The sequence below is a fragment of the Desertivirga arenae genome, assembly GCF_017355785.1.
Classification (GTDB): domain Bacteria; phylum Bacteroidota; class Bacteroidia; order Sphingobacteriales; family Sphingobacteriaceae; genus Desertivirga; species Desertivirga arenae.
Genome location: NZ_JAFEWE010000001.1, coordinates 937926 through 964064, shown reverse-complemented (window position 1 = coordinate 964064; position 26139 = coordinate 937926). Strand labels below are relative to the sequence as shown.

18 protein-coding genes and 1 tRNA gene are annotated in these 26139 nt (G+C 41.4%); 13 read left to right on the top strand and 6 right to left on the bottom strand.

Features of this window, described 5'->3' with window-relative positions; genetic code table 11:
• The first annotated feature begins 167 nt into the window (after positions 1-167).
• Positions 168-3152 carry a glycoside hydrolase family 2 protein gene (locus J4N24_RS03815; RefSeq protein ID WP_207532294.1) on the top strand — a complete coding sequence of 995 codons (2985 nt, stop codon included), beginning with the start codon at positions 168-170 and terminating at the stop codon, positions 3150-3152.
• Between the two features lie 61 nt (positions 3153-3213).
• On the opposite strand, the gene J4N24_RS03810 is transcribed toward J4N24_RS03815, so the two are convergent.
• Positions 3214-4086 (bottom strand): AraC family transcriptional regulator, encoded by an 873-nt coding sequence (locus J4N24_RS03810; RefSeq protein WP_207532293.1) that lies wholly within the window; start codon positions 4084-4086, stop codon positions 3214-3216.
• Positions 4087-4229: 143 nt separating this feature from the next.
• Here J4N24_RS03810 and J4N24_RS03805 point away from each other — a divergent pair, with 143 nt between their 5' ends.
• From J4N24_RS03805 to J4N24_RS03780, 6 genes are all read left to right on the top strand, one after another.
• Positions 4230-5072 carry an SDR family oxidoreductase gene (locus J4N24_RS03805; RefSeq protein ID WP_207532292.1) on the top strand — a complete coding sequence of 281 codons (843 nt, stop codon included), beginning with the start codon at positions 4230-4232 and terminating at the stop codon, positions 5070-5072.
• Between the two features lie 35 nt (positions 5073-5107).
• The gene (uxuA, locus tag J4N24_RS03800; protein ID WP_207532291.1) at positions 5108-6292 is read left to right on the top strand and encodes a mannonate dehydratase; all 1185 of its coding nucleotides are present in this window, start codon (positions 5108-5110) and stop codon (positions 6290-6292) included.
• Between the two features lie 256 nt (positions 6293-6548).
• A complete protein-coding gene (locus J4N24_RS03795; RefSeq protein WP_207532290.1) occupies positions 6549-8423 on the top strand; it encodes a PAS domain-containing sensor histidine kinase in 1875 nt (624 codons plus the stop codon).
• Between the two features lie 155 nt (positions 8424-8578).
• A complete protein-coding gene (locus tag J4N24_RS03790) occupies positions 8579-10051 on the top strand; it encodes an ankyrin repeat domain-containing protein (protein WP_207532289.1) in 1473 nt (490 codons plus the stop codon).
• 3 nt (positions 10052-10054) lie between these two features.
• Positions 10055-10546, top strand: coding sequence for a DUF2271 domain-containing protein (locus J4N24_RS03785; RefSeq protein ID WP_242691487.1), 492 nt, complete (start codon positions 10055-10057; stop codon positions 10544-10546).
• A 12-nt stretch (positions 10547-10558) separates the two neighbouring features.
• Positions 10559-12751, top strand: coding sequence for a PepSY domain-containing protein (locus J4N24_RS03780; RefSeq protein ID WP_207532288.1), 2193 nt, complete (start codon positions 10559-10561; stop codon positions 12749-12751).
• On the opposite strand, the gene J4N24_RS03775 is transcribed toward J4N24_RS03780, so the two are convergent.
• From J4N24_RS03775 to J4N24_RS03765, 3 genes are all read right to left on the bottom strand, one after another.
• The gene (locus J4N24_RS03775; protein WP_207532287.1) at positions 12748-13743 is read right to left on the bottom strand and encodes an FAD:protein FMN transferase; all 996 of its coding nucleotides are present in this window, start codon (positions 13741-13743) and stop codon (positions 12748-12750) included. The two genes, J4N24_RS03780 and J4N24_RS03775, sit on opposite strands and share 4 nt — an antisense overlap.
• A gap of 130 nt (positions 13744-13873) precedes the next feature.
• Entirely contained in the window at positions 13874-14842 is a 969-nt protein-coding gene (locus J4N24_RS03770) for a helix-turn-helix domain-containing protein (protein WP_207532286.1), read from the bottom strand.
• A 51-nt stretch (positions 14843-14893) separates the two neighbouring features.
• The gene (locus J4N24_RS03765) at positions 14894-15346 is read right to left on the bottom strand and encodes a nuclear transport factor 2 family protein (protein WP_207532285.1); all 453 of its coding nucleotides are present in this window, start codon (positions 15344-15346) and stop codon (positions 14894-14896) included.
• 235 nt (positions 15347-15581) lie between these two features.
• Between J4N24_RS03765 and J4N24_RS03760 the strand changes: the two genes are divergently transcribed.
• The 3 genes from J4N24_RS03760 to J4N24_RS03750 all read left to right on the top strand — a co-directional run bounded on the left by J4N24_RS03760 (position 15582) and on the right by J4N24_RS03750 (position 17645).
• Positions 15582-16028, top strand: coding sequence for a DUF2214 family protein (locus tag J4N24_RS03760; protein WP_207532284.1), 447 nt, complete (start codon positions 15582-15584; stop codon positions 16026-16028).
• A gap of 487 nt (positions 16029-16515) precedes the next feature.
• The gene (locus J4N24_RS03755; RefSeq protein ID WP_207532283.1) at positions 16516-16776 is read left to right on the top strand and encodes a hypothetical protein; all 261 of its coding nucleotides are present in this window, start codon (positions 16516-16518) and stop codon (positions 16774-16776) included.
• A 797-nt stretch (positions 16777-17573) separates the two neighbouring features.
• Positions 17574-17645, top strand: a tRNA-Arg gene (locus J4N24_RS03750).
• 97 nt (positions 17646-17742) lie between these two features.
• Here the strand turns inward: J4N24_RS03750 and J4N24_RS03745 are convergent.
• Together J4N24_RS03745 and J4N24_RS03740 are read right to left on the bottom strand one after the other, a co-directional pair.
• Positions 17743-18717: a DMT family transporter gene (locus tag J4N24_RS03745; protein ID WP_207532282.1), complete on the bottom strand. Its 975-nt coding sequence runs from the start codon at positions 18715-18717 to the stop codon at positions 17743-17745.
• 62 nt (positions 18718-18779) lie between these two features.
• The gene (locus J4N24_RS03740) at positions 18780-19637 is read right to left on the bottom strand and encodes a helix-turn-helix domain-containing protein (RefSeq protein ID WP_207532281.1); all 858 of its coding nucleotides are present in this window, start codon (positions 19635-19637) and stop codon (positions 18780-18782) included.
• 136 nt (positions 19638-19773) lie between these two features.
• Here J4N24_RS03740 and pflB point away from each other — a divergent pair, with 136 nt between their 5' ends.
• From pflB to adhE, 3 genes are all read left to right on the top strand, one after another.
• Positions 19774-22008 (top strand): formate C-acetyltransferase, encoded by a 2235-nt coding sequence (gene pflB / locus J4N24_RS03735; RefSeq protein ID WP_207532280.1) that lies wholly within the window; start codon positions 19774-19776, stop codon positions 22006-22008.
• Positions 22009-22200: 192 nt separating this feature from the next.
• Entirely contained in the window at positions 22201-22986 is a 786-nt protein-coding gene (gene pflA, locus J4N24_RS03730) for a pyruvate formate-lyase-activating protein (RefSeq protein WP_207532279.1), read from the top strand.
• 418 nt (positions 22987-23404) lie between these two features.
• A complete protein-coding gene (gene adhE, locus J4N24_RS03725) occupies positions 23405-26032 on the top strand; it encodes a bifunctional acetaldehyde-CoA/alcohol dehydrogenase (protein WP_207532278.1) in 2628 nt (875 codons plus the stop codon).
• The last annotated feature ends 107 nt before the right edge of the window (positions 26033-26139 follow it).

Here is a 26139-nt window from a genome sequence, read left to right as displayed (position 1 = left end):
TTGAATGGTTTTTTGGACTGGTATTACTTATTTAGTGTTGTAGCCATGGCCTAATTTTATCCCGGCAATTATAAACCAGTTTGCCTTTGCAAAGAAGAGGCTGCTTAGTAACGAACCAACATTTGCTAACCAACAGAGGATTTAAGATAAGATACACCAGAATTAAAATGCAGAAATACATTCTCCAACCTAAGATTTTTAAAAGAGCAATTTGCCTTCTGATAAATACGCTTGTATTTGCAGGGCTTTTCGCTCAAACAGCCAGACTTAAATACAATTTCAATCCATCATGGAAATTGATGGTTGGAGATATACAAGGGGCAGAAGCCGCTGACTTCAATGATGAGAATTGGAAATCTGTAACCCTTCCTCATGCATGGAACGAAGACGCGGCTTTTAAAGTGGCGATAGATCAGCATCCTACCGGGATTGCCTGGTATAGAAAGCATTTTATCATTCCTAAAGATGCCGCTGGAAAGAAGGTATTTATAGAGTTTGAAGGTGTGCGTCAGGCAGGAGAATTCTATTTGAATGGCAAGCCTATTGGTCTCCATGAAAATGGGATAACAGCCTTTGGTTTTGACATTACTAGCTTAATTAAGTTTGGCGAGGAGAATGTGATCGCCGCCAGAATAGACAATTCCTGGGATTACAGGGAAAAGACAACGAACACAAAGTTTCAATGGAGCGATAAGAACTTCAACGCCAACTATGGAGGGATTTCGAAAAACGTCTGGTTGCATATAACTGATAAACTGCATCAAACACTTCCCCTTTATTCGTTTTTGCAAAGCACCGGTACCTATATTTATGCGAAAGACTTCGATATTAAGGGAAGGAAGGCCACTGTAGTAGCAGAAGCAGAGGTGAAGAATGAAAAAACAGAAGATCAGAGGTTTACTTACGAAGTGGAAGTCAAAGATCTGAACGATAAAGTTGTGAAAGTTTTCCAAGGCGGAGAAACGCTGCTCAAAGCTGGGGAATCCAAAATCGTTTCTGCAAGTGCCCGCCTTTCTGATCTCAATTTCTGGAGCTGGGGCTACGGTTACCTGTATACAGTTAGCACCAGGTTGAAAGTAAAGGGAACCACGGTAGATGAAGTTCCTGTAAAAACCGGTTTCCGTAAGGTGGAATACAAGAACGGAATGGTTTACCTGAATGACCGCGTACTGATGATGAAAGGGTATGCTCAGCGTACCAGTAATGAATGGCCAGCTATTGGTCTTTCGGTCTCTCCCTGGTTAAGCGACTATAGCAATGGACTGATGGTTGAAAGTAATGCAAACCTCGTAAGATGGATGCATATCACCCCCTGGAAACAGGATATTGAGTCATGCGACCGGGTTGGTTTAATTCAGGCGATGCCGGCAGGAGATGCGGAAGCTGATGTACAAGGTACGAGGTGGGAACAAAGGGTTAAAGTAATGCGCGATGCTATTATCTATAACAGGAACTCCCCAAGTATCTTTTTTTACGAGTGTGGTAACGAGTCGATCAGCGAAGAACATATGGCAGAGATGAAGGCCATCAAGTATAAATACGATCCTAATGGAGGAAGAGCTATCGGGTCTCGAGAGATGCTGGATAGTAAGGTCGCAGAGTATGGAGGGGAGATGTTGTATATTAATAAAAGTGCAGATATCCCCCTATGGGCCACCGAATATTCGAGGGATGAGGGTTTAAGAAAGTATTGGGATGAGTTTTCACCTCCCTATCACAAAGACGGTGATGGCCCTCTTTATCGCAATGCTCCGGCTAAGGAGTACAATCGCAATCAGGACTCGCATGCGATTGAAGATGTGGTTCGATGGTTTGATTATTGGAAAGAAAGACCTGGAACAGGTGAAAGAGCGAGTTCCGGTGGTGTAAACATTATTTTTTCTGATTCTAACACCCATTTCCGCGGTGCGGAGAATTACCGCAGAAGTGGTGAGGTAGATGCCTTGAGGATTGCCAAAGATGGATTCTATGCTCATCAGGTAATGTGGGACGGATGGGTTGATCCTGAAAAGTACCGCGTTCACATTATTGGCCATTGGAACTATAAGCCCGGAACTGTCAAGGACATCAATGTGGTAGCATCAGGAGAGAAAACTGAGCTGTTTATCAATGGGAAATCCATGGGTTTTGGCAGTCGTAGTAATAATTTCTTGTTCACCTTCAAGAATATAGTATGGCAATCCGGGCTTATCAAAGCGATCACCTACGATACTAAGGGTAAGGCTGTGGCTGAAAATGAGATTAAAACAGCAGGAGAACCAGCAGCGCTGCGTTTAACTACCCAGATGAATCCCACAGGGTTCAAGGCAGATGGGGCGGATCTGGTTCTCGCCCAAATTGAAGTAGTAGACAAAGACGGCAACCGTTGTCCTACCGCTTTAAATATGATCAACTTTAAGCTTGATGGAGAAGCAGAATGGCGTGGAGGCCTGGCCCAGGGACCGGATAATTATATTCTTTCTAAAAGCCTTCCTGTTGAGTGTGGTGTTAATAGAGTGTTGATCCGTTCTACGACCAGAGCAGGCCAGATCAGCCTGACTGCAGAGTCAGAGGGACTAAAAACTGTATCTGTGGCATTTAAATCAGTACCGGTAACCGTAGAAGGCGGTTTGTCATTGGATATGCCTGCAGATGGCTTGCAGCCGGCATTCAGAAGAGGACCTACCCCAACAACCTCGTCCTTTATTCCTTCCCGTAAAACGTTGAAGATAGCCGCCGTTACTGCAGGGGCGAACGCTGATAAAGCTGTGGCTAGTTATGATGATAACGAACTAAGCGATTGGGTAAATGATGGTAAATTAAATACCGCCTGGATCACCTATACATTAAAAGAAGCAGCAATAGTAAATGAAGTGAATTTGAAGCTGAATAATTTCAGGACCCGTGTATACCCGCTTCAGATCCTGGTGGATGATAAGATCGTGTTCGACGGAAATACAGAAAAAGGTCTTGGTTATTATTTAGCGAAATGCAAGCCTGTTAAAGGGAAGAAAGTAACGGTTCGCCTGAACTCAGAAAATTCAGGAAAGGATGATTCTAACATAGGCACCGAAATGGGCGGAAAGAAACTTGACGATGGCGTGGCAAGAACTGACGGCAACTCAAAAGGGTCCTTAAGTATTATAGAAGCAGAGATATATCAAAAGATCTAATTTAGGTTGTAGTGGCAATAGGAGCAATTCGGGATATCTGGTTGCTCCTTTTTTGTTTCTGCTATTTAACCTTGTCTAACCCAAATTCTCTCTGGTATTGAGCGGGAGACAATCCCGTATATCTTTTAAAGTAACGGTGAAAAGTAACCCCATTATTAAAACCACTTTCGTAGCAGATCTGCTTCAGGTTCAAACTATCCTCAATTAGCAATTTGCAGGCATGCCCAACCCGTATCTCTAATACGAAGTCTGAAAAAGTTTTTTTCATGCGCGATTTGAAATAGCGGCAGAAGGACTCGGGAGTCATTTTCGCTACTTCTGCAATTTCCTCCAGATAGATCTTGCGATGGAAATTGTTTAATGTGTAGTTATAAATGGCAGAAATACGGTCCTGTTCACTTTCACTGTATTCGGTGGTAAACCCAATTGACGAAAGGACCTGTTCCTCAGATTTCGAGTCAGCGATCAGATAGAGGATCTGCAGCAGTATAATCAAACGTTCCTGAACACCCACTTCGAGCATTCTCTCCATTAATGCAGCTACTTTCTTTTTCGCCTCACCATTGACAAGAATACCCCTGTGACTTCGTTCCAGCATTGATTTGATCGGAGCATTTTCAGGAATGTTTAAGAAGGTCTTCCCCCAAAAATCCTCCCTGAAGTGAACCACGAGGATATCAGGCTTTGAGGTAGAAAAGTAGTCAGGATCAAATTTGGTAAAATGTGGCAGGTTGGAACCAATCAGCACAACATCATTGTTGTTGAACCTTCTCACATTATCACCAATGAAGTGTGTTCCGCTACCTTCTTTGAAGCAAATTAGCTCGACAACATTGTGATAGTGCCACCGGTTATTGATGTCTGGTACCAGGTCTCTTCGTACACTAAAAGATTCTGTGACCCCCGAAGCAACTTTTCTTAATTCAGCCCTCATTTACATATCTAAATCATCATGCTAAAATAGTTTATAATCCTGTTAAAATTTACATCTATTATCAGATTCTAACCCGTTTTCTTTGTAATTATATTCAATTCCATAGGGGGATTATAAACTTAATTTACATTAAATCATTATTTATGTCATCAAATCTAAACGGCAAAGTAGCTGTCATCACCGGAGGTGGTGGAATACTTTGCAGCACCATGGCAAAAGCACTTGCTAAAGAAGGAGCAAAAGTTGCTGTATTGGACCTGAAAGCAGAAAATGCTGAACTGGTAGCTCAAGAAATTTCTGCAGCCGGAGGAGTTGCAATAGGTGTAGCGTGTAACGTACTTGATGTAAATAGTATAAAGGATGCGCATGCAATAGTACTAGAAAAACTAGGAGCATGTGATATATTGATCAACGGAGCAGGAGGAAATCATCCTAAAGGAACTACTTCAGGAACTCATTTAATAGCTGAAGAGGTAGATGCGCAAACAGAAGGACTCAGAACCTTTTTTGATCTGGACCCCGAAGGGATAAAATTTGTTTTCGATCTTAATTTTATAGGAAGTTTATTGCCAACACAGGTATTTGCTAAAGATATGGTAAGTAAACCCGGTTCGGTTATCATCAATATTTCTTCGATGAATGCTTTCCGTCCACTTACCAAGATCCCGGCGTATAGCGGAGCGAAAGCAGCTATTTCAAACTTCACTCAATGGCTGGCAACACATTTTAGTAAGGTGGGTATTCGCGTAAACGCGCTGGCGCCAGGTTTTTTCCTTACTGAACAAAACCGTACCTTGCTCACCAATGCTGATGGTAGCCTAACTGCGCGCGGTAATACGATTATCGAGCATACTCCGATGGGAAGGTTTGGTACCGCGGATGATCTGACAGGAACTCTGTTATGGCTGTGTGGCGATGGCTCTGAGTTTGTAACGGGTGTAGTAGTACCTGTCGACGGCGGATTCAGTGCATTTAGTGGAGTTTAATTTAATAGAAACACATAAAAAAATAATAGAATACAATGAGCTTAGAGCAAACCTGGCGTTGGTATGGCCCGAAAGATCCTGTTTCCCTTTGGGATGTTAAACAGGCTGGTGCAACAGGAGTGGTAACTGCTTTACACCACGTTCCTAATGGTGAAGTGTGGACAAAAGAAGAGATCTTAAAGCGTAAGGCTGAGGTGGAAGCGGTTGGCTTAACCTGGTCTGTTGTAGAGAGTGTTCCTGTACACGAGGATATCAAAAAAAGAACAGGTAACTACCAAACTTATATCGAAAACTACAAACAGAGCCTGAAGAACCTTGGGGACTGTGGCATCGACATCGTATGTTACAATTTCATGCCGGTACTTGACTGGACGCGCACGGATCTTGATTTCCGTATGGAAGATGGATCTACCGCGCTGCGCTTTGAAGCAGCTGCTTTTGCTGCCTTTGAATTATATATTTTAAAGCGCCCGGGTGCTGAGAATGACTACAATGACGAGCAGAAGGCGAAAGCTAAAGCTTTTCTGGATGGTCTTTCGGAGGAGAATCAAAAGCTTTTGATCAGAAATATTATTGCGGGTCTGCCAGGATCTGAAGAGGGTTATACTTTAGAGGAGTTTTTAAAGGTACTGGAAAGCTACAATGGAATTGGACCTAAAGAGCTAAAAGCTAACCTGTTTAGCTTCCTTTCAGAGGTTGTTCCCGCTGCGGAAGAGGCTGGAGTATTGATGTGTATTCACCCTGACGATCCTCCCTACCCAATCCTTGGCTTGCCCCGTGTAGTAAGTACAGAAGCAGATATTCATGAACTGTATGCCGCTGTACCTTCTCCGAATAACGGCTTAACGTATTGTACAGGTTCTTTTGGTGTTAGAGCCGATAATGACCTTCCTGGTATGATTGAACGCCTTGGTGATCGCATTCACTTCATTCACCTTCGTGCAACCAAACGCGACGAGGAAGGAAACTTCCATGAAGCGGATCACTTGACCGGCGACGTAGATATGTATGCCGTAATGAAAGCCTTATTAAAAGAGCAAAAGAAACGTGAGGCAGCAGGTCGTAAAGATCTTAGGATGCCTTTCCGTCCGGATCATGGTCATAAGATGCTTGATGATCTGAATAAAAAAACCAATCCTGGATATTCAGCTATCGGACGTTTAAGAGGACTTGCCGAGTTAAGAGGCCTGGAGTTGGGTATCGAACGCTCAGGAATATAATTATACCGTTGTCACAGGTATTTTACCTGTTAAGTCATAATTTTAAAAGCTTGGTTCTCAAGGGATCCAGGCTTTTTACTTTGATTTCATTTCCTATAAGCAAGATACGATCTCAAATCTGGTAAACATTTTTGCAACAATACCGTACAATCAAACCTTTTTAATCTATACTACAATCAACCTAATCTTTTAATTGTTTATAGATCACACACGCCAAAGAAGATTTGAGTATTCACATCAAGTTTGAATTTATTGCATGGATAGTAAAAACGTTTCGGAGATAAATAAGCACGAGTTATCTAACTGGCAGATGACAGAGGTGTTGAATAGCATCAACATTGGTTTTTTCTCTCGAGACCTCATCACTGATAAATATCTCAGTCTTTCGGAAGGTTTACCTAGAATTTATGGATACGATCTGGATGCATTCAGAAATAATAGCAAGCTATGGTATGAGGTGATTATTGAAGAGGATAGGCATGTGACTGAGGAGGAGATGCGGGACCTTAAGAACGGAAATAAAAGCGTTGCAGAATACCGTATCTCTCATCCGGATGGGAGTATAAGATGGCTGGAGGTTAAAACCCTTCCAGTGTTTGAAGCCGGGACGATGATTCGCGTAGAAGGCGTGGTTTACGATATCACCAAACGCAAACAAGCAGAACTCCAAACGATAAGAGAAAAGGAACTTTCAGAGAATATAATCAATAGCCTTCCCGGGATCTTTTACCTTTTTGATGAAGACGGGCATTATTTAAGCTGGAACCGGAATTTTGAGAGGATAACCGGATATACGGCCGACGAAATAAGAGACCTCTCTCCATTGGACTTTATTGAAGAAGAAGATCATTGCGCTGTTAGAGAAGCGATGCTTGGAGTTTTCAGGGAAGGACAGGGAGATGTAGAAGCGAGACTAAAGGTTAAAGGTGGTCTTAGTTTCATGTATTACTTTAATGGACAGAAGTTAGTTATCGACGGAAAAAACTGTATAGCGGGAATGGGGATTGATATTTCGGAAAGAAAGGCAGCTCAGGAGACCCTTCAAAAGAACGAGCGGATGCTTTCTCATATCCTTGATCTGATTCCTCAAGCTATTTTCTGGAAGGATGCTAATTGCTGCTTTCTGGGGGGAAACAGCATTTTTGCTAATTTAATGGGAGTGGATAACGTTAAAGCGCTGATCGGTAAAAACGACTTTGATTTTTCAACAACTCCTGAAGAAGCCATGATGTACCAGAAGGACGATCAGGAAGTAATGAGGAGCAAGCAACCAAAAATGCATTACATTGAAACTCATGCTCAGAGCAATGGTGAAGTTTTTTGGCTTGATACGACCAAAATACCTCTGAAAGATCAAAACGATGAAGTCTACGGTATATTGGTAGTGATTGATGATATTACGGAAAAGAAAATCCGGGAAGATAAGCAGAGAAAGATCAATGAAGATCTGATCAGGAAAAATATAGAGCTGACTGATTTTTCTTATATCGTGTCTCACCACTTACGCGCTCCTATCTGTAAGGTATTGGGACTAGCCTCCTTATTTGATAAAGAGGATCCTGATACAGCACTGAATGGAGAGTTGATTGAGCATATAGCCGGTGAAGTGTCCAGTCTTGATACGGTAGTCAAAGACCTGAACACTATTTTGGCTAATCAAAGTTCTGCAGGGAAATTAGTAGAGATAATGTCACTGGCTGATCTGATTGCAGAGTCTAAAAAAAATCTTGAAAACGAGTTAAACAGGACTCAGGCAGATCTAACCTATGTTTTTGAAGTAGAAACGGTCAAAACAGTGAAAAGCTACCTTTACAGTATCTTTAATAATCTTATCAGTAATGCGCTGAAGTATAAGCATCCCGACAGGAATCCTAAAATACATATTCATGCCTTTGATGCCGGGACGGGAGTTTATATCACTTTTCAAGATAACGGAATAGGGCTTGACCTTAAAAAAGTCGGAAACAAGATATTTGAGTTCTATAACAATTTTCAGCGTGGTTATGGTAGCGGCAGGGGTATCGGACTTAAATTAGTAAAAACTCAGGTAGAAGCAGTTGGTGGAGGCATTGAAGTAGATAGTATCCTGGGGGAGGGTAGCTGTTTTAAAATTTATCTTCCCCACCAATAAGGAAGATTATCAGTGTGATCTCAGGTATAACAATCCTCGGTAATCCTTATCCCTTTTTATTTAATTTCCTTATTTAGACTAATTCTTACTAACTTAGCGCCAGCTTAAGGCAGCAGAAATCAGCCTTACATGTACAGTAAACATTGTCTTTAAAAATGAAGAAATTACTTATTGTTATCTCAACAGTAGTCTCCCTTTCCACTCAGGCGCAAAAAAACGTTTTCCTTGATCAAACTTTCTGGCAAACAAAGCCGGACGTTAGCCAGGTGAAATCTGAAATTGAAAAAGGAAATAGTCCCTCTCAGTTAAACTTTATGAGTATGGATCCTGTTGTTCTGGCAATTAATTCGCAGGCTCCAAATGAAACAGTGAAGTTTCTTTTAGATCAAAAAGGCAATGATGTTAAGAAACTGACCCATGATGGGCGCACCTATCTTTTTTGGGCTGCCAGTAAAGGTAATACTGAAATAATGGAGTATCTGCTTCAGAAAGGAGCAGATGTAAAAGTTCAGGACAGTCACGGGTATACGCCTTTAACGTTTGCCGCTACAACCGGTCAGCAGAATACAAAATTGTACGATCTTTTGCAGAAAAATGGTGCAGATTTCAAGAAAGATGTAAATCACGACGGAGCTAATGCCTTATTGATCGGTGTTGGCAATGATAAAGGTCTTGCACTTACCGATTATTTCATCTCAAAGGGGGTGGATATAAAAAGCACTGATGCAGCAGGCAATACAGCCTTTAATTATGCTGCACGTTCTGGCAATATTGAAAATATGCAGGCGCTCATAAAAAGAGGTGTCAGCTTTAATGAAAACGCGATGTTGATGGCGAGCCAGGGTTCACGAAGGGACGCAACAAAGCTTGAAGTTTACCAATACCTTGAAAGCCTTAAAATAAAACCGGCAGCAATAGGCAAGGGAGGTGAGAATGTACTTCATAACATTGCCCGTAAACCAAATCAAAAAGAGATCATCCAATATTTTATCTCGAAAGGTGTGGATGTAAATAAAGCAGATGCGGAAGGAAATACTCCGTTAATGAACGCTGCTGCAATGAACAGAGACACAGCTACACTAGCACTACTGCTTTCAAAAACCAAAAACATTAATCAGGCTAACAATAAAGGTGCAACAGCTCTTGCCCTTGCAGTAGGCAATAATTCAGAAGCTGTTGTAAGATATCTGATAGACAAAGGTGCTTCTTTAAACGTAGTGGACAAGAATGGTGATAATTTAGCTGCCTACTTGCTTCAGGCTTATCAGCCACGCACTTTAGAAGATTTTGCTGCTAAATGGAAGTTGCTGGAAGAAAAGGGTGTAAATCTGGCAACAGCACAAAAGAATGGCAATACACTTTATCACCTCGCGGTATTAAAGAATGACCTGTCGCTGCTTAAACGTTTTGAAAGTTTGAAGATCGATATTAATACAAGAAATAGTGAAGGTTTAACAGCGCTTCATAAAGCCGCTATGGTGTCGAAAGACGATGCCATTTTAAAATACCTCGTTTCCTTAGGTGCAAAAAAGGATGTTCAGACTAACTTCAAAGAAACAGCATTCGATCTTGCAACGGAAAATGAGTTCCTGGCAAAAAATAAAGTTTCTGTAGATTTTTTAAAATAACTGATGAATAAGATATTTGGTGCGGTAGCAGCCGCTTTATTAGTGTTAACGATTTCGACCGCTTCTTTCGCGCAGAAAAGTGGATCATCCAAATACAAGTGTATGATCCAGATGACGAACTATATGGGCGAGGGAGCTTATATTGTGGTGTCGTTGATCGATAGCAAAGGTGCTTATGATAAGACCTTATATGTGATGGGGTCCGACAAGAAATGGTATCCCGATCTGAAGGAATGGCATAAAGCTTTTGCTAAGAAAAAGCAGGACATCAGTGCTATTACTGGTGCTTCTGTTGCCGGAGGAGATCGAAGTGTACACGTTATAGAGGTGGAGAATGCAAAGATTAACGCAGGCTATAAACTGAGATTCGAAAGTGCAGTGGAGGATAACAAGTATCAGCTTAAGGATGTTGAGGTTCCCCTGACTACAGAAACTCTTTCCGGAAAAAATGAAGGAACAGGCTATATCCGCTATGTTCGCTTCATGCCCAATTAATAGCCTTCCGGTATGACGATATCTATCTGGAGATATAGCCACCTGGCCCTGGCTATATCTTCTTTTATTTTATTGACACTGGCATCTCTGACGGGAATTATCCTTGCCTTTGAGCCAATTACCCAAAAAGTTCAACCTTTCCGATCGTCTGACTTTGAACAAGTCACCCTGGCAAAAGCCCTGCCCGTATTAAAAAAGAAATATGCTGACATAAGCGAATTAATTGTTGATCAAAACGGATTTGTCCTTATTAAGGCTACTGATGAAGAAGGTGAAGCCCTGGAGGCTTATGTAGATCCGGCTAATGGAAACATCCTGGGAAAGCCTGCCAGGAAAAGCGATTTCTTTGAATGGGTAACCAGCTTCCATCGCTCTCTTTTTCTTCATGAAACAGGCCGTTTCATTATAGGCTTGGACGCTTTTCTCCTGTCTTTAATTACTATATCCGGACTCATCCTTGTTATTCAGCGGCAACGTAGCATAAAGCGTTTTTTTGCAAAAATAGCGAGGGATAGTTGGGCTCAGTACTATCACGTAGTTTTAGGAAGATTAAGCTTAATCCCTATTTTGATTATTGCACTTAGCGGGACCTACCTGTCTTTGCTTAGATTCAAGCTGGTAGAGGAAAAGAAGATAGCTAAGGAGGTTAATTTTGATGCTATACGATCAACACCCCAAGAAGAACTACAAAATATTGAGATATTCAAGCATACCCCCCTGTCGGAGGTAGAATCGGTAGAATTTCCTTTTTCGGAGGATGTGGAAGACTACTATACGCTAAAACTGGTAGACCGGGAAATAACGGTAAATCAGGTTACGGGCGATGTTCTAACAGAAGTACCCCTGTCAAAAGCTACGCTGGTTGGCAAATTAAGCCTCAACCTGCATACGGGCCGAACGAATGCTATCTGGGCGGTTGTGCTTATGATTGCTGCGGGAAATATCTTGTTCTTTATCTATTCGGGATTCGTCATCACTTTTAAACGCCGGAAGAATTTAGGAAAGAACAGGTATAGTGCTGATGACGCACGTTTTGTTATTCTTGTTGGCTCTGAGAACGGTACCACCTTCAAATTTGCTAAGATCGTGCATGAGCAATTGCTTGCTAAAGGAGAGAAATCCTTCATCACCGAATTAAACAGGTATAAGCAATTTCCGAAGGCCGAACAATTATTGCTAATGACTTCTACCTATGGCTTAGGTGAGGCACCGAGTAATGCAGATCGTTTTCTTTCCCTTCTTAAAAAATACCCCCAGCAGCAGAAGCTGAACTTTTCTGTGCTTGGTTTTGGATCTCATGCCTATCCTGATTTCTGTCGCTTTGCTTATGAGGTGAATAATGAGCTGACTTTGCAAGATTGGGCCTCGGCCCTTTTGGAAGTTCATACGGTGAACGATAAGTCGATCGATGAGTTTAATTTATGGATGGAAGCCTGGAGCAGCCAGGCCAATATTAGTCTCGAGCAAAAAGATTCCATCAACCTTACTGCGGCTGTTAACTTAGAGAAATTTCGGGTACTAGCTATTACAGATGCCCGGAAGGACGAAACCTTCCTGCTTCGCATAGAGAGCTTAAGTTCTGCTAAGTTTACGTCTGGTGATCTGTTGGCTATCTATCCTGCCGGAGATCATAGAGAACGCTTATATTCTGTGGGAAAAATAGGGAAGGAGATCCAGCTAAGTGTAAAGTTGCACGAGAATGGCTTAGGTTCAGGTTATTTAAAAAAATTAAAGGAAGGTGAGGAGATCCAGGCGCGGTTGGTATCTAACTCGCATTTTCACTTTCCCGAAAGCAGCCCTTCGGTTATTCTGATCGCCAACGGTACGGGTATCGCACCTTTCCTGGGGATGATCGCAGAGAACAGGAGAGGAACTTCGGTCACTCTTTATTGCGGTTTTCGTCAGCGAAGCTCTTTTAAAGTTTATGAGGATTTTCTTGACAGGCAGCATGCAGAAGGACGGGTGCAAAGAATTGAGCTTGCACTGTCCCGGGAGGAAAATAAACAGTACGTAAGCAATTTGGTAGAACGCGATGCTTCCTTTATTGCCGGGTCTCTTGCAAATAAGGGAGTAATTATGCTTTGCGGTTCACTATCTATGCAAAAAGATATGATTACCCTTTTAAATAACATCTGTACTACGCAGAACGGCAAAGATCTGAGCTATTACCAATCTCACGGCCAGTTACTAATGGATTGTTATTAGTGTTTCAATCGCTTCATTTTTAATCGCAGATCTTTTGACGAATAGATACGGCCTTTATCGGTGATTAAAATATAGCTGTATTCCGGAAATTTCCTGATTAATTCAATGCCTGACTTTTTTCCAAGTACCATCATGGAAGTACTGAAACCATTAGCCTTCTCTGTGCTTGGACCAAATATAGTAACACTGCAAACCCCTGTTGCTGGATAACCCGTCGCAGGGTTAATTATATGAGCATAGCGCTTGCCATTAAAAACAACAAACTTCTCGTAACTGCCAGAGGTAACCACAGCGTTTTTGCTTAGCGTCATTACCTTGAATATCTCGTCATTTTTCAAGGGGTTAGTAATGCCGATCTTCCAATTGGTTCCATTAGGATGTTTACCCCACACCGCCATATCTCCCGAACCATTCACGATTCCAGCTTTTATCCCTTTTGCCTGCATCATTTCACGGCAGCGGTCGGCAGCGTACCCTTCGCCCAAAGCACCAAACCCAATCTTCATCCCGGCTCTTCTCAGAAAGATTGTGGATTTTTCTTTATCTAAGACAATGTCCTTGTATCCCACCTTCTCCACTGATTTTTTAACAGCTTCGGGTGAGGGCATTTCAGTCATCGATCCATCGAATTTCCAGATCCTGTCCATCGCTGCAAAGCTAATATCAAAAGCGCCGTTCGTTAACCGGGACAGTTCAATCGCTCTTTCCGTCAGTTCAAAAACCTCCTTATCTACCTTTACCGCTTCGATACCAGCCTTTCGGTTAACTTCAGAAATTTGCGTCTCCTGCTTCCAGTCCGAGATCAGGTATTCAATCCGGCTAACCTCTGCAATAACCTTATCTATTTCCCGTTGAGCCGTAACCGAATCAGCCGCCACCAGGGTAATGTCCCAACGGCTACCCATCAGTTTAGTAGTTCTTTTTCCAAGCACCTGGGAATAAGTGCCTAACGTACATATTGATAATAAGATAAACAGAAAAAGCTTTTTCATCTAGTACAAGACAAGGTAATCGTAAAAAACCTGAAAGTTCAGATTCAAACTGTAAAGGTAAACCTTCTTTTATAGATGAAGCATTTCCGCATCAATTCTTACCTCGATATGGATTAGAAGGGAAGTATGCTCATTGGCTTTTCCGGAATTGAGATGGAGTAAGCTCCAGATGCTTTTTGAAGAAATTATTGAAATGGGTACTTTCTTCAAAACCCAAAGCATAAGCAATCTCAGAAATGTTCCAGGTACTATGTTTTAAAAGGATCTTAGCCTCCTTTAGCAGTCGCTGAAGAATAAGCTCGGAGGTTGTTTTACTGGTCGCTTCCTTTACTGACTTGTTTAGATGATTAACATGTACAGCCAACTGTTCCGCAAAATCAGAAGCGGACCGAAAGGCAAGCCTTTGTCCCACATTGGTGATCGGGAACTGCTTTTCCAGCAGGTCGATGAAAAGTGAGAAGATTCTTGAAGATGCGTTAGAAGGATCGGCTGCGATGGTTGCGGATGGCCGAAGCTTCAGGGTTCTATGAATGAGCTGGAATACCAGGTTTCGCAGCACATCATTTTTGAAGTTGAAGTCGGTAGTGATCTCTTCCAGCATTTGCTGGTAAACGGAGGCAATTCCTTCCACTTCTTCATCTGCTAATTCATACACCGGAAAACCTCCGGGCTGAAAGATAGGATACCGTTTTAAATCCCCAAAGCCGTCGAAATAATCCTCAGAGAAGATACAACTAAAACCCCTCTGCTCTGGCTCGAGTGGCACCCAGTTGTAAGGAATCATGGGATTTGCAAAAAGAAGTGCGTAGTTCGAAATCTCGAAGCTTTTATCAGCATAATGGATCCTGCTTCTCCCTTTTACCAAACAGATCTTAAAGTAGTTCTTTTTATCGAAGGAAACAGCCGGTGAATCTGTGGCTGCAAGCTCATTAATTTGAAATACATTGAAATGAGCACGTCCGTTATTAAAATCAAGAGGTTTCTTAAGAAATCTTTCCGTGTAATATTGTTCCAGTGTTTGCAGTTTCATCGGTAAATACTCCCTGTAATGCCGGGTATGCTTATCAACAACCGCTATAAAATTATGCAAAAATTTCATTTGTTGGATTTGAAACAGGGACAAAGTCAAGGTTTGCCCCTGCGGTTTGATCTAAGCGACGCTATCTTTTACAAACGTCTCGAGAGGGGCTTCAATGGCTTCCATTGCTACCAGGGGGTTCCAGAAGTCTACATACTTCGTTATCTTTCCGTCAATAGTGTTATTTACAACAGAGATGTATTTCTGATTGTAAGGCTTACCGGTAGAAATGGCATGACCTTTACTTGTGAATTCAGCGATCACTAAAGTTGGGTCTTCCGTTGCATGGAAATGTAAATTCTCGAACTCAACCTTGAAATGCTCAGGGAAGTTTTTCATATACTCCAAAAGCTCCTGTTTTCCTTTTACGCTTTGAGGAAAGCCTTTCGGACCGTAAGGAAATTCAAGAACGCCATCCTCTGTGAAGAGATCTACCCATTCAGGAATTCTTCCTGCTGAAAGGTACTCTAAGTGATTTTTAAATGCTTGTTGTGCTAGTTCTCTTGTGTTTTCTTGTGATTTCATGATTGTATCTCCTTTTAATTTTCTTTTTGTTAATTGTTGATACAAAGGTAGACCTGAATGCAGGGGTAGGGATAACGGTATTCAAATCGAAAATTATAAAAATCAAATAAAGAAGGTTTAATTGATTTTTTTAAGAGCGTATTGCAGGTTTAGAAATTCAAAAATGCTCTTGGCACTGTAACTCTTTCAGCAAGGGAGAATCTAAGAAAGGTAAATTAAATTAGCTCTACTATATATGACCCTGGAAATCTTTCTTCGCTATATTCATTTTATAAGCATTTTTACCATATTCAGCGCGCTTGTTTCAGAACATCTATTGTTGAAGGAGGAGTTGGTCAGAAAGGAGATCGGCCTCCTTGCCAGGATCGATGCAGTATACGGTATCGCAGCACTTACTTTACTTTGTGCCGGATTAACCTTATGGTTAAGCGGTGCAGGAAAGCCCACTGTTTTCTATACGAAGAATTGGATCTTTCATACTAAGATCACCTTATTCATTTTAGTCGGATTACTTTCAATTCATCCTACTATCTTCTTTATTAAGCAAAGGAAGGGTAATGCGGATGACCTGGTTCAAATTCCGGCTTCTGTATTTTGGTCCCTAAGGTTAGAACTGCTTTTACTGTTAATTATTCCTCTGCTTGCAGGTCTGATGGCTAAGGGAATTGGTTTTTTTGGATAGTAAGGTCCACAAACCAATCCTTCTTCTAGCTCCCTTTTATACTTATCTGCTCCTGTCGTGAGCTATTACTACGGGCGTATTTCCCTTTGAATTTATCGCAGCGGATCATTTTATCCTCTTAGCTAGAAGGCTTACTTGGATATTCTTTATTTGTTTGTATATTTTTATATATAAATGTTTTTATAATTATATAATTAATTATAATATTGTGTTGTCGTAAATTTCAAAATGATAGTTGATTAGAAATTTTTTCTATTATATTTCGCAAGTTTTATACTTAGAAGAAATTGCAGCATCTGCATTGTATCTGAACCTTGAATGTGGGAACTCAGGGATTAGAATGGGGACAATAAGGGTGCTTATTCAAAGGCTCTGCCCTTGCTTGTTTTGTTCAAGTTTCTCCGGCTTGAAAAAATAAAATGAGGGCAGAGTCCTTTGATGTTTCAATCTCTATAACCGAACTTATTTTTTCTAACACAATTACATAATGAGTACTAGCTTAAACCCCGATTCCCGCAGCCTTTCTCAGGTAAAAGTAATGCAGGATTTTTTCAAGGATTACCCAGCTGCTAAAGCTGAACAATTATTCTGGCACTGGTTCCTTCTATGTCTGAACGATGATTTCAGAGATGTTGGACAGGAGGATCTCCAGGAGCTCTCGCAGTTCTTTGATCGTTTGCATGAACTCGAGCAGGCGGTGAAGGAGCCAGAAAGCGTAACTCTCTCAGGCGATAGCAAAAAAGAATAGTGGTATGTATAAAAGGCCATTTCGCATTCGATTGAGCATTGAAGAATGCCTGATCATCCTGGCTGCTGTTATTTCTATTGTTGGCTTAATTGTTCTGTTTTCAATTTAGATAGGAAAAGAACTTAAACCTCAGAGCGGTTAATTGCTTATTAGACGTATTAAGTCGGGGATAAGTAGAGGCTTATATCCTCCCAAGTTATTCCCGACTTAATATGATTTTAAATATTGGTCTTTCTGACCGCTCTGTAGCCTATTTAAATTAAGCTCATGCTGGAAAAGCAATCAGCTTCCCTTATCTTAATTTAAAATGTGTGATCAATTTTGCAAGCGGACAAACAGAAAATAAATATGACAAAGTTTTTAATGAATTTTATTTTGATGTATTCTCTTGCTCATGTGCTTTAAAGAAAGAGAGGACTATGAGGGTTGAGTTTAGAATAGTTGATAGAATTATTAAAGAAGATTCGCCTGTCACTTTATTAATTAGTAATAAAACACCAACTAATTATTTATTTACCTGTAATAGCTCCATTAAATAGTGAGAAATGGAGATATATTTTATCTGCAGATGAAAATCAATTCTTTTTTTTACATTCAAAATGTTTCGATTTTAAAGGGAATCCGTGTATTGGAGTTCCGAAAATCGTTGCGCAGAACATATAGTAGATCCAGAACTAGAGATGTTCCATAAACTATGGGAAGAGAAGAAGCAAAGGATATAACCGAAGGATCAGTGTTCACTAAATTCTCTATCATTTATTTTTTTTAATAGCTCATAATCCTATCTTTGCCCAGCCGCATCCGTAGTTCAATGGATAGAATGTGAGATTCCGGTTCTCATGATATAGGTTCGATTCCTATCGGGTGCACAAAAAGGTCTTCATGAATTATGAAGGCCTTTTCTTTTGAAAGGCCCTCAGAAATAATTTAAAAATAAAAAGGCCGGAACTAACCGGCCAATTTTGCTCAACTAATTAACCCAAGAGAGAGTTTCTTGCTGTGCCGGAGAGTGTTCCAGAAATGGAAGCACATACCTGATAGCACTATCATAAGTCCAAGCAGGCCATAAAAGCCAGGTAGGGGAGTTCCTTTTAAAATCATTTCGCCTGCAAGGGTAAATAGTATTTCAAATACCTGAGTGGCTTCAATAGTAGCCAACGCTACAGGGTTTTTCTTCACCATTTGAGTTGCCTGGTAAAAACCTACCCCTCCAAGGAAGCCGGAGAATAACGCGGAGTAGAGGGATGATTCGCATTGAGCAAGGGGAGGCAATCCTACCTTCATATATCCAACGACACTCAAAATTACAAGCAGGGGAAGGCATCCTACACTCATACCCAACACTCTTTGAAGAGCATTCAGATGTACTCCTTTATGTTCCAGATCTACCAGTAATTTTCTGTTTCCGAGTGGCCATACTATTGCGCCCAGTAGTACTATGAAAAAGCTTAATAGTACATTGCTAGCTGAGTTCAATTGACTCATTTTCTCAAATTGCATAACAAAAACACCGGCAATAATGACCACAGAAAGCAGAAGTGCCCTGCGTGGAATTGATCTTCTTTCATCCGGGTAAATAAACGGAGCTAATAGTATTCCGGCAAGGATGTTAATTTGGAAAGTAGCGGCCACCATCCATCCGGGAGACAAAAGTGAAGCAACAGCTAAGGCCGTATATAGTACACCAAAGCCGATCACTCCCCATTTTATAAAAATCCAGGGCTGCTGCAGAAATGCGCTTATTAATGGCTTCAACTGCTTGGCGGAGAATACCACTATTCCAAGGATGGGAATTAGGAACAGGCTTCTAAGTGCTGCTGTCCATGCCCAATATCCACCTGATCCTGCAAGGATGCTATTGATAATGAAAGTTGAGGATAGGAACAGGGAAGCAACTACTCCCCAGCCTATGGCATTTATTACTTTCTTTTGCTCTGACATGATGTTGGCAAAAGTAGAGCGAATAAAAAGTTAAATCTGGTACATTTCGGGTGTTTTGTGGTTTATATCATCCTGGTTTTTCGAAACTCGGCCGGTGTTAACTGCGTGTGTTTTTTGAAAAAACGTCCGAAAAAAGCGGGGTCATTGAAGCCTAGGGCATAGCTTATTTCTTTTACAGATCCTGCTGAAGTTTGCAGTTGTATCTTGCTTTCAGTTAATAGTCTTTCCTGTAGTAATTCAAAAACCGTTAACCCGGTAGCTAGCCGGCATACTTTGTTAAGTTGTTTGATATCTGTACCCAAAGCACTAGCATAAAATGCAGCTAAATGTTCTTGCTTGAAGTTGGCCTCTATTAATTGTTTGAGCTTATGGAATAGCAACTTGTTCCGGGCTGGGAGCTGAATCTGTGGGTGCTGGACTATTTGAGTCCGGTTGGCATGCAGCAATAGCAGAGATACGTAATGTAATAGAATATCAACGTCTTGTTTGGGGTCGGATAACTCTGTGTTTAACTGCTCGATAAGGAGAGAGAATATTTTGTTAAGACCGGCATGTAGATCCACAAAGGGATTATGGGTATACGAGTCAAGTAATCCATACTCATCTTCATGAGGATGAATGTTCAGAAAACGTTTGAAAAGTTCTTCCCCAAATAGGATGAGCCAACCACTCCGTTCAAAGGGTTCTATGATATGCACTTGTCCGGGATGAATGAAATAGACCCTGTTAGGTTTTATGTAATAGTTTTTGAAGTTTATGGAATGCGTGCCATTACCCTCTGTTACGATCATCATTTCGTAATGATCATGACGATGGGGGACAACTGAAAGATTATTTAAATCCTTATGCAGACGAGTTACCCGTAAGTACTCACCTTCCAGTAATTCCTGAACCGGGAGATCGGCTTTTTTTGTTCTCATATAAAACCAGGCTACGAAGTTAGATATTAGTGCGTATCCCCCACAAAATCCTCAAATCATTTTTAATTGTGATGCGAATCATACTTCTGCCGCCCCATTCCCGCTACTTTTGAATCATAATTAAAAGCAAAACAGTATGAAAACAGATGTCAAAGCAATCCCATTTGTGCCAGGAGATTGGAACACAGCGCTAAATGTATATGATTTTGTTGTAAAGAATATAAAGCCATATACAGGCGATGCATCGTTCCTTGCCGGTCCTTCTCCAAGGACTCAAAGCCTCTGGGATACAGTAAAAGTTGCCTTATTGCAGGAGAGAGCAAATAACGGATGCCTTGCAATTGACACTGAAACTATTTCTACAATGACAGCTTTCCGTCCGGGTTATATTAAAAAAGAGGACGAAGTTATTGTTGGTCTGCAAACAGACAAACTACTTAAACGAGCAATGAAGCCTTTCGGCGGAATCAAATTAGTTGAATCTGCTTTGAAAGAAAGAGGTCTTAAACCTTCAGATCGGGTTCTGGATGTATTTAATTACGCTAAAAACCACAACGAAGGGGTGTTTAATGCCTATGACTCTGAGATCCGTGCTTTCCGGTCTAAACACGTTTTAACAGGCTTACCTGATAATTATGCCCGCGGTCGTATCATTGGTGACTTCCGTCGCCTTGCGCTGTACGGAGCTGACCAGCTTATAAAATTCAAAAAAGCTGACTTCTCTAAGGTAGGTGGCGAAATGACTGAACATAAAGTTCGTCTACGTGAAGAGATCAACACTCAGATCAGTGCCTTGAATGATATGATCAAAATGGCTGCTGAATATGGTTTTGATGTTAGCAGACCGGCTGAAAATGCCCGTGAAGCAGTACAGTGGGTTTACTTTGCCTACCTGGCAGCAGTAAAGGAACAAGATGGAGCAGCGATGTCTTTGGGTAACGTTTCTTCATTCCTTGATGTTTACCTGGAAAGAGATATTGAAGCAGGTTTGTTAGACGAAGAAGGTGCTCAGGAGTTGATCGACCAGTTCGTGATGAAGTTACGTTTAGTTCGTCACCTTCGCCCTGGATCTTACGATGAGATCTTTGGTGGAGACCCTACCTGGGTAACTGAATCCATCGGTGGTATCTTACATGACGGTCGTACGAAAGTAACCCGTACTTCATTCCGATTCCTTCAAACCCTTTATAATTTAGGGGCATCACCTGAGCCAAACTTGACAGTGCTTTGGTCTGAGCAATTACCTGAAGGCTTCAAAAAGTTCTGTGCTCAGGTTTCTATCGATACCTCTTCTATCCAGTATGAGAATGATGATTTGATGAGAAGTATCCGTGGTGGAGATGATTATGGTATCGCTTGTTGCGTATCTTACCAGGAGATCGGAAAATCAATTCAACACTTTGGTGCAAGAGCCAATCTTCCTAAAGCTTTATTAATTGCCTTGAATGGTGGCCGTGAAGAGCATGACGGAGTGGAGGTGATCAAGAATATACCTCAAATTGCAGACGGCGCTTTGGACTATGACGTAGTGTTTGATGTGTTCAAACGCACGTTAAGCGAACTCGCCAGAGTGTATGCTAAAGCAATGTTCATTATTCATTACATGCACGATAAGTATTACTATGAAAGAGCACAGATGGCTCTGGTTGATACTGATCCGCATATCGACATTGCTTATGGTGCTGCAGGTATTTCAATTATTGCCGACTCTTTATCTGCTATTAAATATGCAAAAGTTACCCCTGTAAGGAACGAAAAAGGCTTAACCGTTGATTTCAAAATTGAAGGAGAATATCCTCAGTATGGTAATGATGATGACAGAGTAGACAGCATCGCTCAGGAGGTAACCAAATATTTTGTAGCAGAGCTTCGTAAGCACGTAGCTTACAAAAATGCAACTCCAACACTATCACTGCTTACTATCACCTCAAACGTGATGTACGGTACAAACACTGGAGCAACTCCTGATGGTCGTAAAGCAGGTGAAGCTTTCGCACCAGGCGCAAATCCAATGCATGGTCGTGACTGTAGCGGAGCTATAGCATCTTTAAATTCGGTATGTAAACTGGATTATAACGACGCTCAGGACGGGATCTCCAACACCTTCTCTATGGTTCCGAAATCATTAGGAGATAGCAGAGAGGAACAGGTAAATAACCTGGTGAATACGTTGGAAGGATATTTCCTTCAAAATGCTCATCACCTGAATGTGAACGTGCTTAACCGCGAAACGCTCATCGATGCCTACGAGCATCCTGAAAACTACCCTCAATTAACGATCAGGGTATCAGGATACGCTGTGAACTTCGTAAGATTATCAAGGGCACATCAATTAGAAGTAATTACACGTACTTTCCACGAAAGTATGTAAGTAGATAAAGAATCTGTTTTTTGTCTGTGGTTTGAAGTCAGGCCTTTACCCCGGGCCTGGCTTTTTTTTGCCCTATACCCAGCCTCCTGATAAAGACGCTCAGCAAGAAGTTGTACTGCAGATTTAGAAATGAAAGGCTTTAATCTCGATCTTTAATCGGAACAAAACGCTACCGAAAACGTAAAATACACTATGAATTATTTCCCTTTACAAGATATAGATGCTGCCAAGTTGAATGTGAACGATCCGGAACATTTGAGGATCCATTCACTGGAGACCTTTGGTACCCATGACGGCCCCGGTATCCGGATGGTGGTTTTTGTTCAGGGATGCCAGTTCAGATGTCTTTACTGCCAGAACCCCGACTCCATAGATGTAAAGGGAGGAACCTTGGTTGAAATTGAAGAATTGGTAAAAAGGGCCAAGCGTCAGCGGGCTTATTTCAGAAAGGATGGTGGCGTAACAGTATCCGGTGGAGAACCTTTACTACAGAGAACTAAATTACTTACCTTCTTCAAACGCTTGCAGGAGGAGGGTATTAATACTTGTCTTGATTCTAATGGACGCTTAAATAACCAGGAAGTACACGATCTTTTGGACTACACCGATATCCTTTTGCTGGATGTAAAGCATATTAATGACGAATGGCACCATAAGCTGACTGGATTAACCAATAAGAATACGCTGGAATTGGCTAAATACCGGGAAGACAGTGGAAGGAAAATGTGGTTGCGCTATGTGCTTGTGCCAGGCTGGTCTGATCAGGAGGAATATCTGGAGCAATGGGGGCAGCATTTTACAAATTATAAAACAGTTGAACGCGTTGAGCTTATTCCTTTTCACCAGTTAGGTAGTCATAAATGGGATCTTCTTGGGATGAACTATCCTCTTAAAGATACCCCGGTCCCTTCAGAAGAATTGAAACAAAAGGCGAAAAAGATTTTCGACAAATATTTTGATAATGTGATCCTGAAATAGGAGGTGTTGAGTGATATCAGCCCGGTGAATCAAAGCAAAAATTGATTCTCCTCATCTTTTTCAATCGCCTGTTATCTCCTATAAAGGTTCATTGCCCTTTAGCCTTGTCTGGTGGTTTTTTTGGTTTCAACTGGCTTGTATTCAGATAATAATGTTTCGTGACTTTATGCCTTAAACCTCCCGGATAAGAATATTTTGGGAGATTAGCTACCTTAATTAACCCGAACATCGATCCAAAAATCTATTAGCTCACTTTGTTCTTGTCCTACTCTTGATACGTATCATAAACAGCCTTGATAACTATCATTTCCTTAGTGTAGTAATTACACCATCTTTACTTGTGAAGAGAGATTTGCATGCAACTGATTTCAATTAATTAAGGAATAATCAGCCACTAAAGCTGATCAAATTATTAGTCATGAAAACAACAAATACCGAAAAGCTGATCGCCCAGATCGAAAAGATCCGGGAAGCACAAAAGCAGTTCTCAACATTCAACCAGGAGCAGGTTGATGAGATTTTTAGACAAGCAGCTATTGCCGCAAATAATGCTCGAATAGAGCTGGCGAAAATGGCCGTTGCTGAAACGGGAATGGGGCTTGTGGAAGACAAGGTGATCAAAAACCACTTCGCATCCGAGTACATCTATAATCAGTACAAGGACGAAAAAACTTGTGGCGTTATTGAAACCGACGAGGCGTTTGGAATCGTGAAGATTGCCGAACCGATAGGTGTTATCGCTGCAGTAGTGCCAACAACCAACCCAACCTCTACTGCTATTTTTAAAGCTTTAATTGCTTTGAAAACACGTAACGGTATTATTTTCTCTCCTCACCCACGGGCTAAGAAATCAACTATTGCAGCTGCGAAGATCGTTTTAGATGCGGCAGTGAAAGCTGGAGCTCCTGAAGGGATCATTAGCTGGATTGAAGAGCCTAGTGTAGAACTGTCTCAAATCGTAATGGCACAGGCCGACCTGATTTTGGCTACCGGTGGTCCTGGTATGGTTAAGGCGGCCTATTCTTCTGGTAAACCAGCAATCGGAGTGGGAGCAGGTAATACGCCTGCAATTATCGACGAGACTGCCCACCTTAAAATGGCGGTTAACTCTGTGCTGCTTTCTAAGACTTTTGATAATGGAATGATCTGCGCCTCAGAGCAAAGCGTGATTGTGGTAGACAAGATCTATGAAGAAGTGAAACGCGAATTTGCAGAGCGTGGTGCATATATCCTGAAAAAAGAAGAAACCAGTAAAGTCGGAGCAATTCTCCTGATCAATGGTGTTCTGAATGCTAACATTGTTGGTCAATCAGCTCACAAGATCGCCGCCTTAGCAGGTGTTACTGTGCCGGAAGAGACTAAGGTCCTTATTGGAGAGGTAGAATCTGTAGAGCACGAAGAACCATTCTCTCATGAGAAACTGTCACCGGTGCTGGCCATGTACAAAGCGAAGAGTTTTGACGAGGCATTGGATAAAGCGGTGAAATTAGTTAAAGCTGGTGGATTTGGTCATACCTCTGTTCTTTATACAGATGCAGTTAAGAGTCAGGAGAGGATTGAGAAATTTGGCGCTGCTATGAAAACGGGTCGTACGATCATCAATATGCCATCTTCTCAAGGTGCTATTGGCGATATCTTCAACTTTAAGCTGTCTCCATCTTTAACTTTAGGTTGCGGTAGCTGGGGCGGAAATTCCGTTTCAGAAAACGTAGGAGTAAAACATTTATTAAATATTAAGAGTGTAGCAAAACGTCGCGAAAATATGCTTTGGTTCCGGATGCCAGAAAAGGTTTATTTTAAATATGGATGTCTTCCTGTGGCCTTACGTGAATTGAAAGACCTCGGTAGAAAGCGAGCCTTTATTGTTACCGATAAAGTTCTTTACAACTTAGGTTTCATTGATCACGTTACGAAAGTCCTGGATGAATTAGGAATAGAGCATACTGTTTATTTCGATGTTGAACCAGATCCAACGCTTTCTTGTGCCAGAAAGGGTGCTGCAGAGATGGCGATCTTTAATCCAGATACCATTATAGCTTTGGGAGGAGGTTCACCAATGGATGCGGCCAAAATTATGTGGGTATTGTATGAACATCCGAAAGAAAGATTTGAAGACCTGGCTATGCGCTTTATGGACATCCGTAAACGCGTGTATAGTTTCCCTAAAATGGGCGAAAAGGCAATGTTCGTAGCAGTACCAACTTCTGCTGGTACCGGTTCAGAGGTTACTCCGTTTGCTGTTATCACGGATGAAAATACAGACATCAAGTATCCTCTCGCTGATTACGAGTTGACTCCTGATATGGCGATTGTTGATGCAGAGCTGATGATGAATATGCCAAAAGGCCTAACCTCTGCTTCAGGTATCGACGCTTTGACTCACGCTCTCGAAGCATACGTTTCTGTTCTTGCATCTGAGTTTACCAATGGCTTGGCTTTGGAAGCAATTCGTTTGATTTTCAAATACCTGCCGGATGCTTATAATGAAGGTACAACGAACATAAAGGCCAGGGAAAAGATGGCTCATGCTTCTTCTATTGCAGGAATGGCCTTTGCCAATGCCTTCCTGGGTATTTGTCACTCTTTAGCCCATAAGCTAGGTGCTACGCATCATGTTCCGCATGGTGTAGCTAATGGAATGTTAATCACTGAGGTGATTCGTTTCAACGCAGTAGATAACCCACGCAAACAAGCCGCCTTCCCTCAGTATAAATATCCTAATGCAAAATGGAGATATGCACGTATAGCAGACTATTTGAACCTTGGAGGAAATACCGAAGATGAAAAGATTGAGCTTTTGATCAAGGCTATAGACGAGCTGAAAGCTAAAGTTGGTATTCCAAAATCCATTAAAGAGTTTGGGGTGCCAGAAGCGAAATTTTATGCTTCATTAGACAACATGTCTGAACAAGCTTTTGATGATCAATGTACGGGCGCAAATCCTCGTTATCCTTTAATCAGCGAATTGAAGGAAATTTACATAAAGGCCTTTAAAGGAAAGGAAGCTGCACAAGCTCCTAAAGAGAAAAAGCTTGAATTAGCATAAGCTTCATTACAAATAGATGTACCGAAGGTGGCCATTGTTATGATGGCCGCCTTTATTTTTGCGCATCATTTATAATAAATATTAATGGCCTTCATAAAAAAAGGCGA

What these genes read in the sequence shown, in the direction of transcription:
- J4N24_RS03815 (WP_207532294.1), top strand. Translation starts at nt 168, where the DNA reads ATGCAGAAATACATTCTCCAACCTAAGATTTTTAAAAGAGCAATTTGC.
- J4N24_RS03810 (WP_207532293.1), bottom strand. Translation starts at nt 4,086, where the DNA reads ATGAGGGCTGAATTAAGAAAAGTTGCTTCGGGGGTCACAGAATCTTTT.
- J4N24_RS03805 (WP_207532292.1), top strand. Translation starts at nt 4,230, where the DNA reads ATGTCATCAAATCTAAACGGCAAAGTAGCTGTCATCACCGGAGGTGGT.
- uxuA (WP_207532291.1), top strand. Translation starts at nt 5,108, where the DNA reads ATGAGCTTAGAGCAAACCTGGCGTTGGTATGGCCCGAAAGATCCTGTT.
- J4N24_RS03795 (WP_207532290.1), top strand. Translation starts at nt 6,549, where the DNA reads ATGGATAGTAAAAACGTTTCGGAGATAAATAAGCACGAGTTATCTAAC.
- J4N24_RS03790 (WP_207532289.1), top strand. Translation starts at nt 8,579, where the DNA reads ATGAAGAAATTACTTATTGTTATCTCAACAGTAGTCTCCCTTTCCACT.
- J4N24_RS03785 (WP_242691487.1), top strand. Translation starts at nt 10,055, where the DNA reads ATGAATAAGATATTTGGTGCGGTAGCAGCCGCTTTATTAGTGTTAACG.
- J4N24_RS03780 (WP_207532288.1), top strand. Translation starts at nt 10,559, where the DNA reads ATGACGATATCTATCTGGAGATATAGCCACCTGGCCCTGGCTATATCT.
- J4N24_RS03775 (WP_207532287.1), bottom strand. Translation starts at nt 13,743, where the DNA reads ATGAAAAAGCTTTTTCTGTTTATCTTATTATCAATATGTACGTTAGGC.
- J4N24_RS03770 (WP_207532286.1), bottom strand. Translation starts at nt 14,842, where the DNA reads ATGAAATTTTTGCATAATTTTATAGCGGTTGTTGATAAGCATACCCGG.
- J4N24_RS03765 (WP_207532285.1), bottom strand. Translation starts at nt 15,346, where the DNA reads ATGAAATCACAAGAAAACACAAGAGAACTAGCACAACAAGCATTTAAA.
- J4N24_RS03760 (WP_207532284.1), top strand. Translation starts at nt 15,582, where the DNA reads ATGACCCTGGAAATCTTTCTTCGCTATATTCATTTTATAAGCATTTTT.
- J4N24_RS03755 (WP_207532283.1), top strand. Translation starts at nt 16,516, where the DNA reads ATGAGTACTAGCTTAAACCCCGATTCCCGCAGCCTTTCTCAGGTAAAA.
- J4N24_RS03745 (WP_207532282.1), bottom strand. Translation starts at nt 18,717, where the DNA reads ATGTCAGAGCAAAAGAAAGTAATAAATGCCATAGGCTGGGGAGTAGTT.
- J4N24_RS03740 (WP_207532281.1), bottom strand. Translation starts at nt 19,637, where the DNA reads ATGAGAACAAAAAAAGCCGATCTCCCGGTTCAGGAATTACTGGAAGGT.
- pflB (WP_207532280.1), top strand. Translation starts at nt 19,774, where the DNA reads ATGAAAACAGATGTCAAAGCAATCCCATTTGTGCCAGGAGATTGGAAC.
- pflA (WP_207532279.1), top strand. Translation starts at nt 22,201, where the DNA reads ATGAATTATTTCCCTTTACAAGATATAGATGCTGCCAAGTTGAATGTG.
- adhE (WP_207532278.1), top strand. Translation starts at nt 23,405, where the DNA reads ATGAAAACAACAAATACCGAAAAGCTGATCGCCCAGATCGAAAAGATC.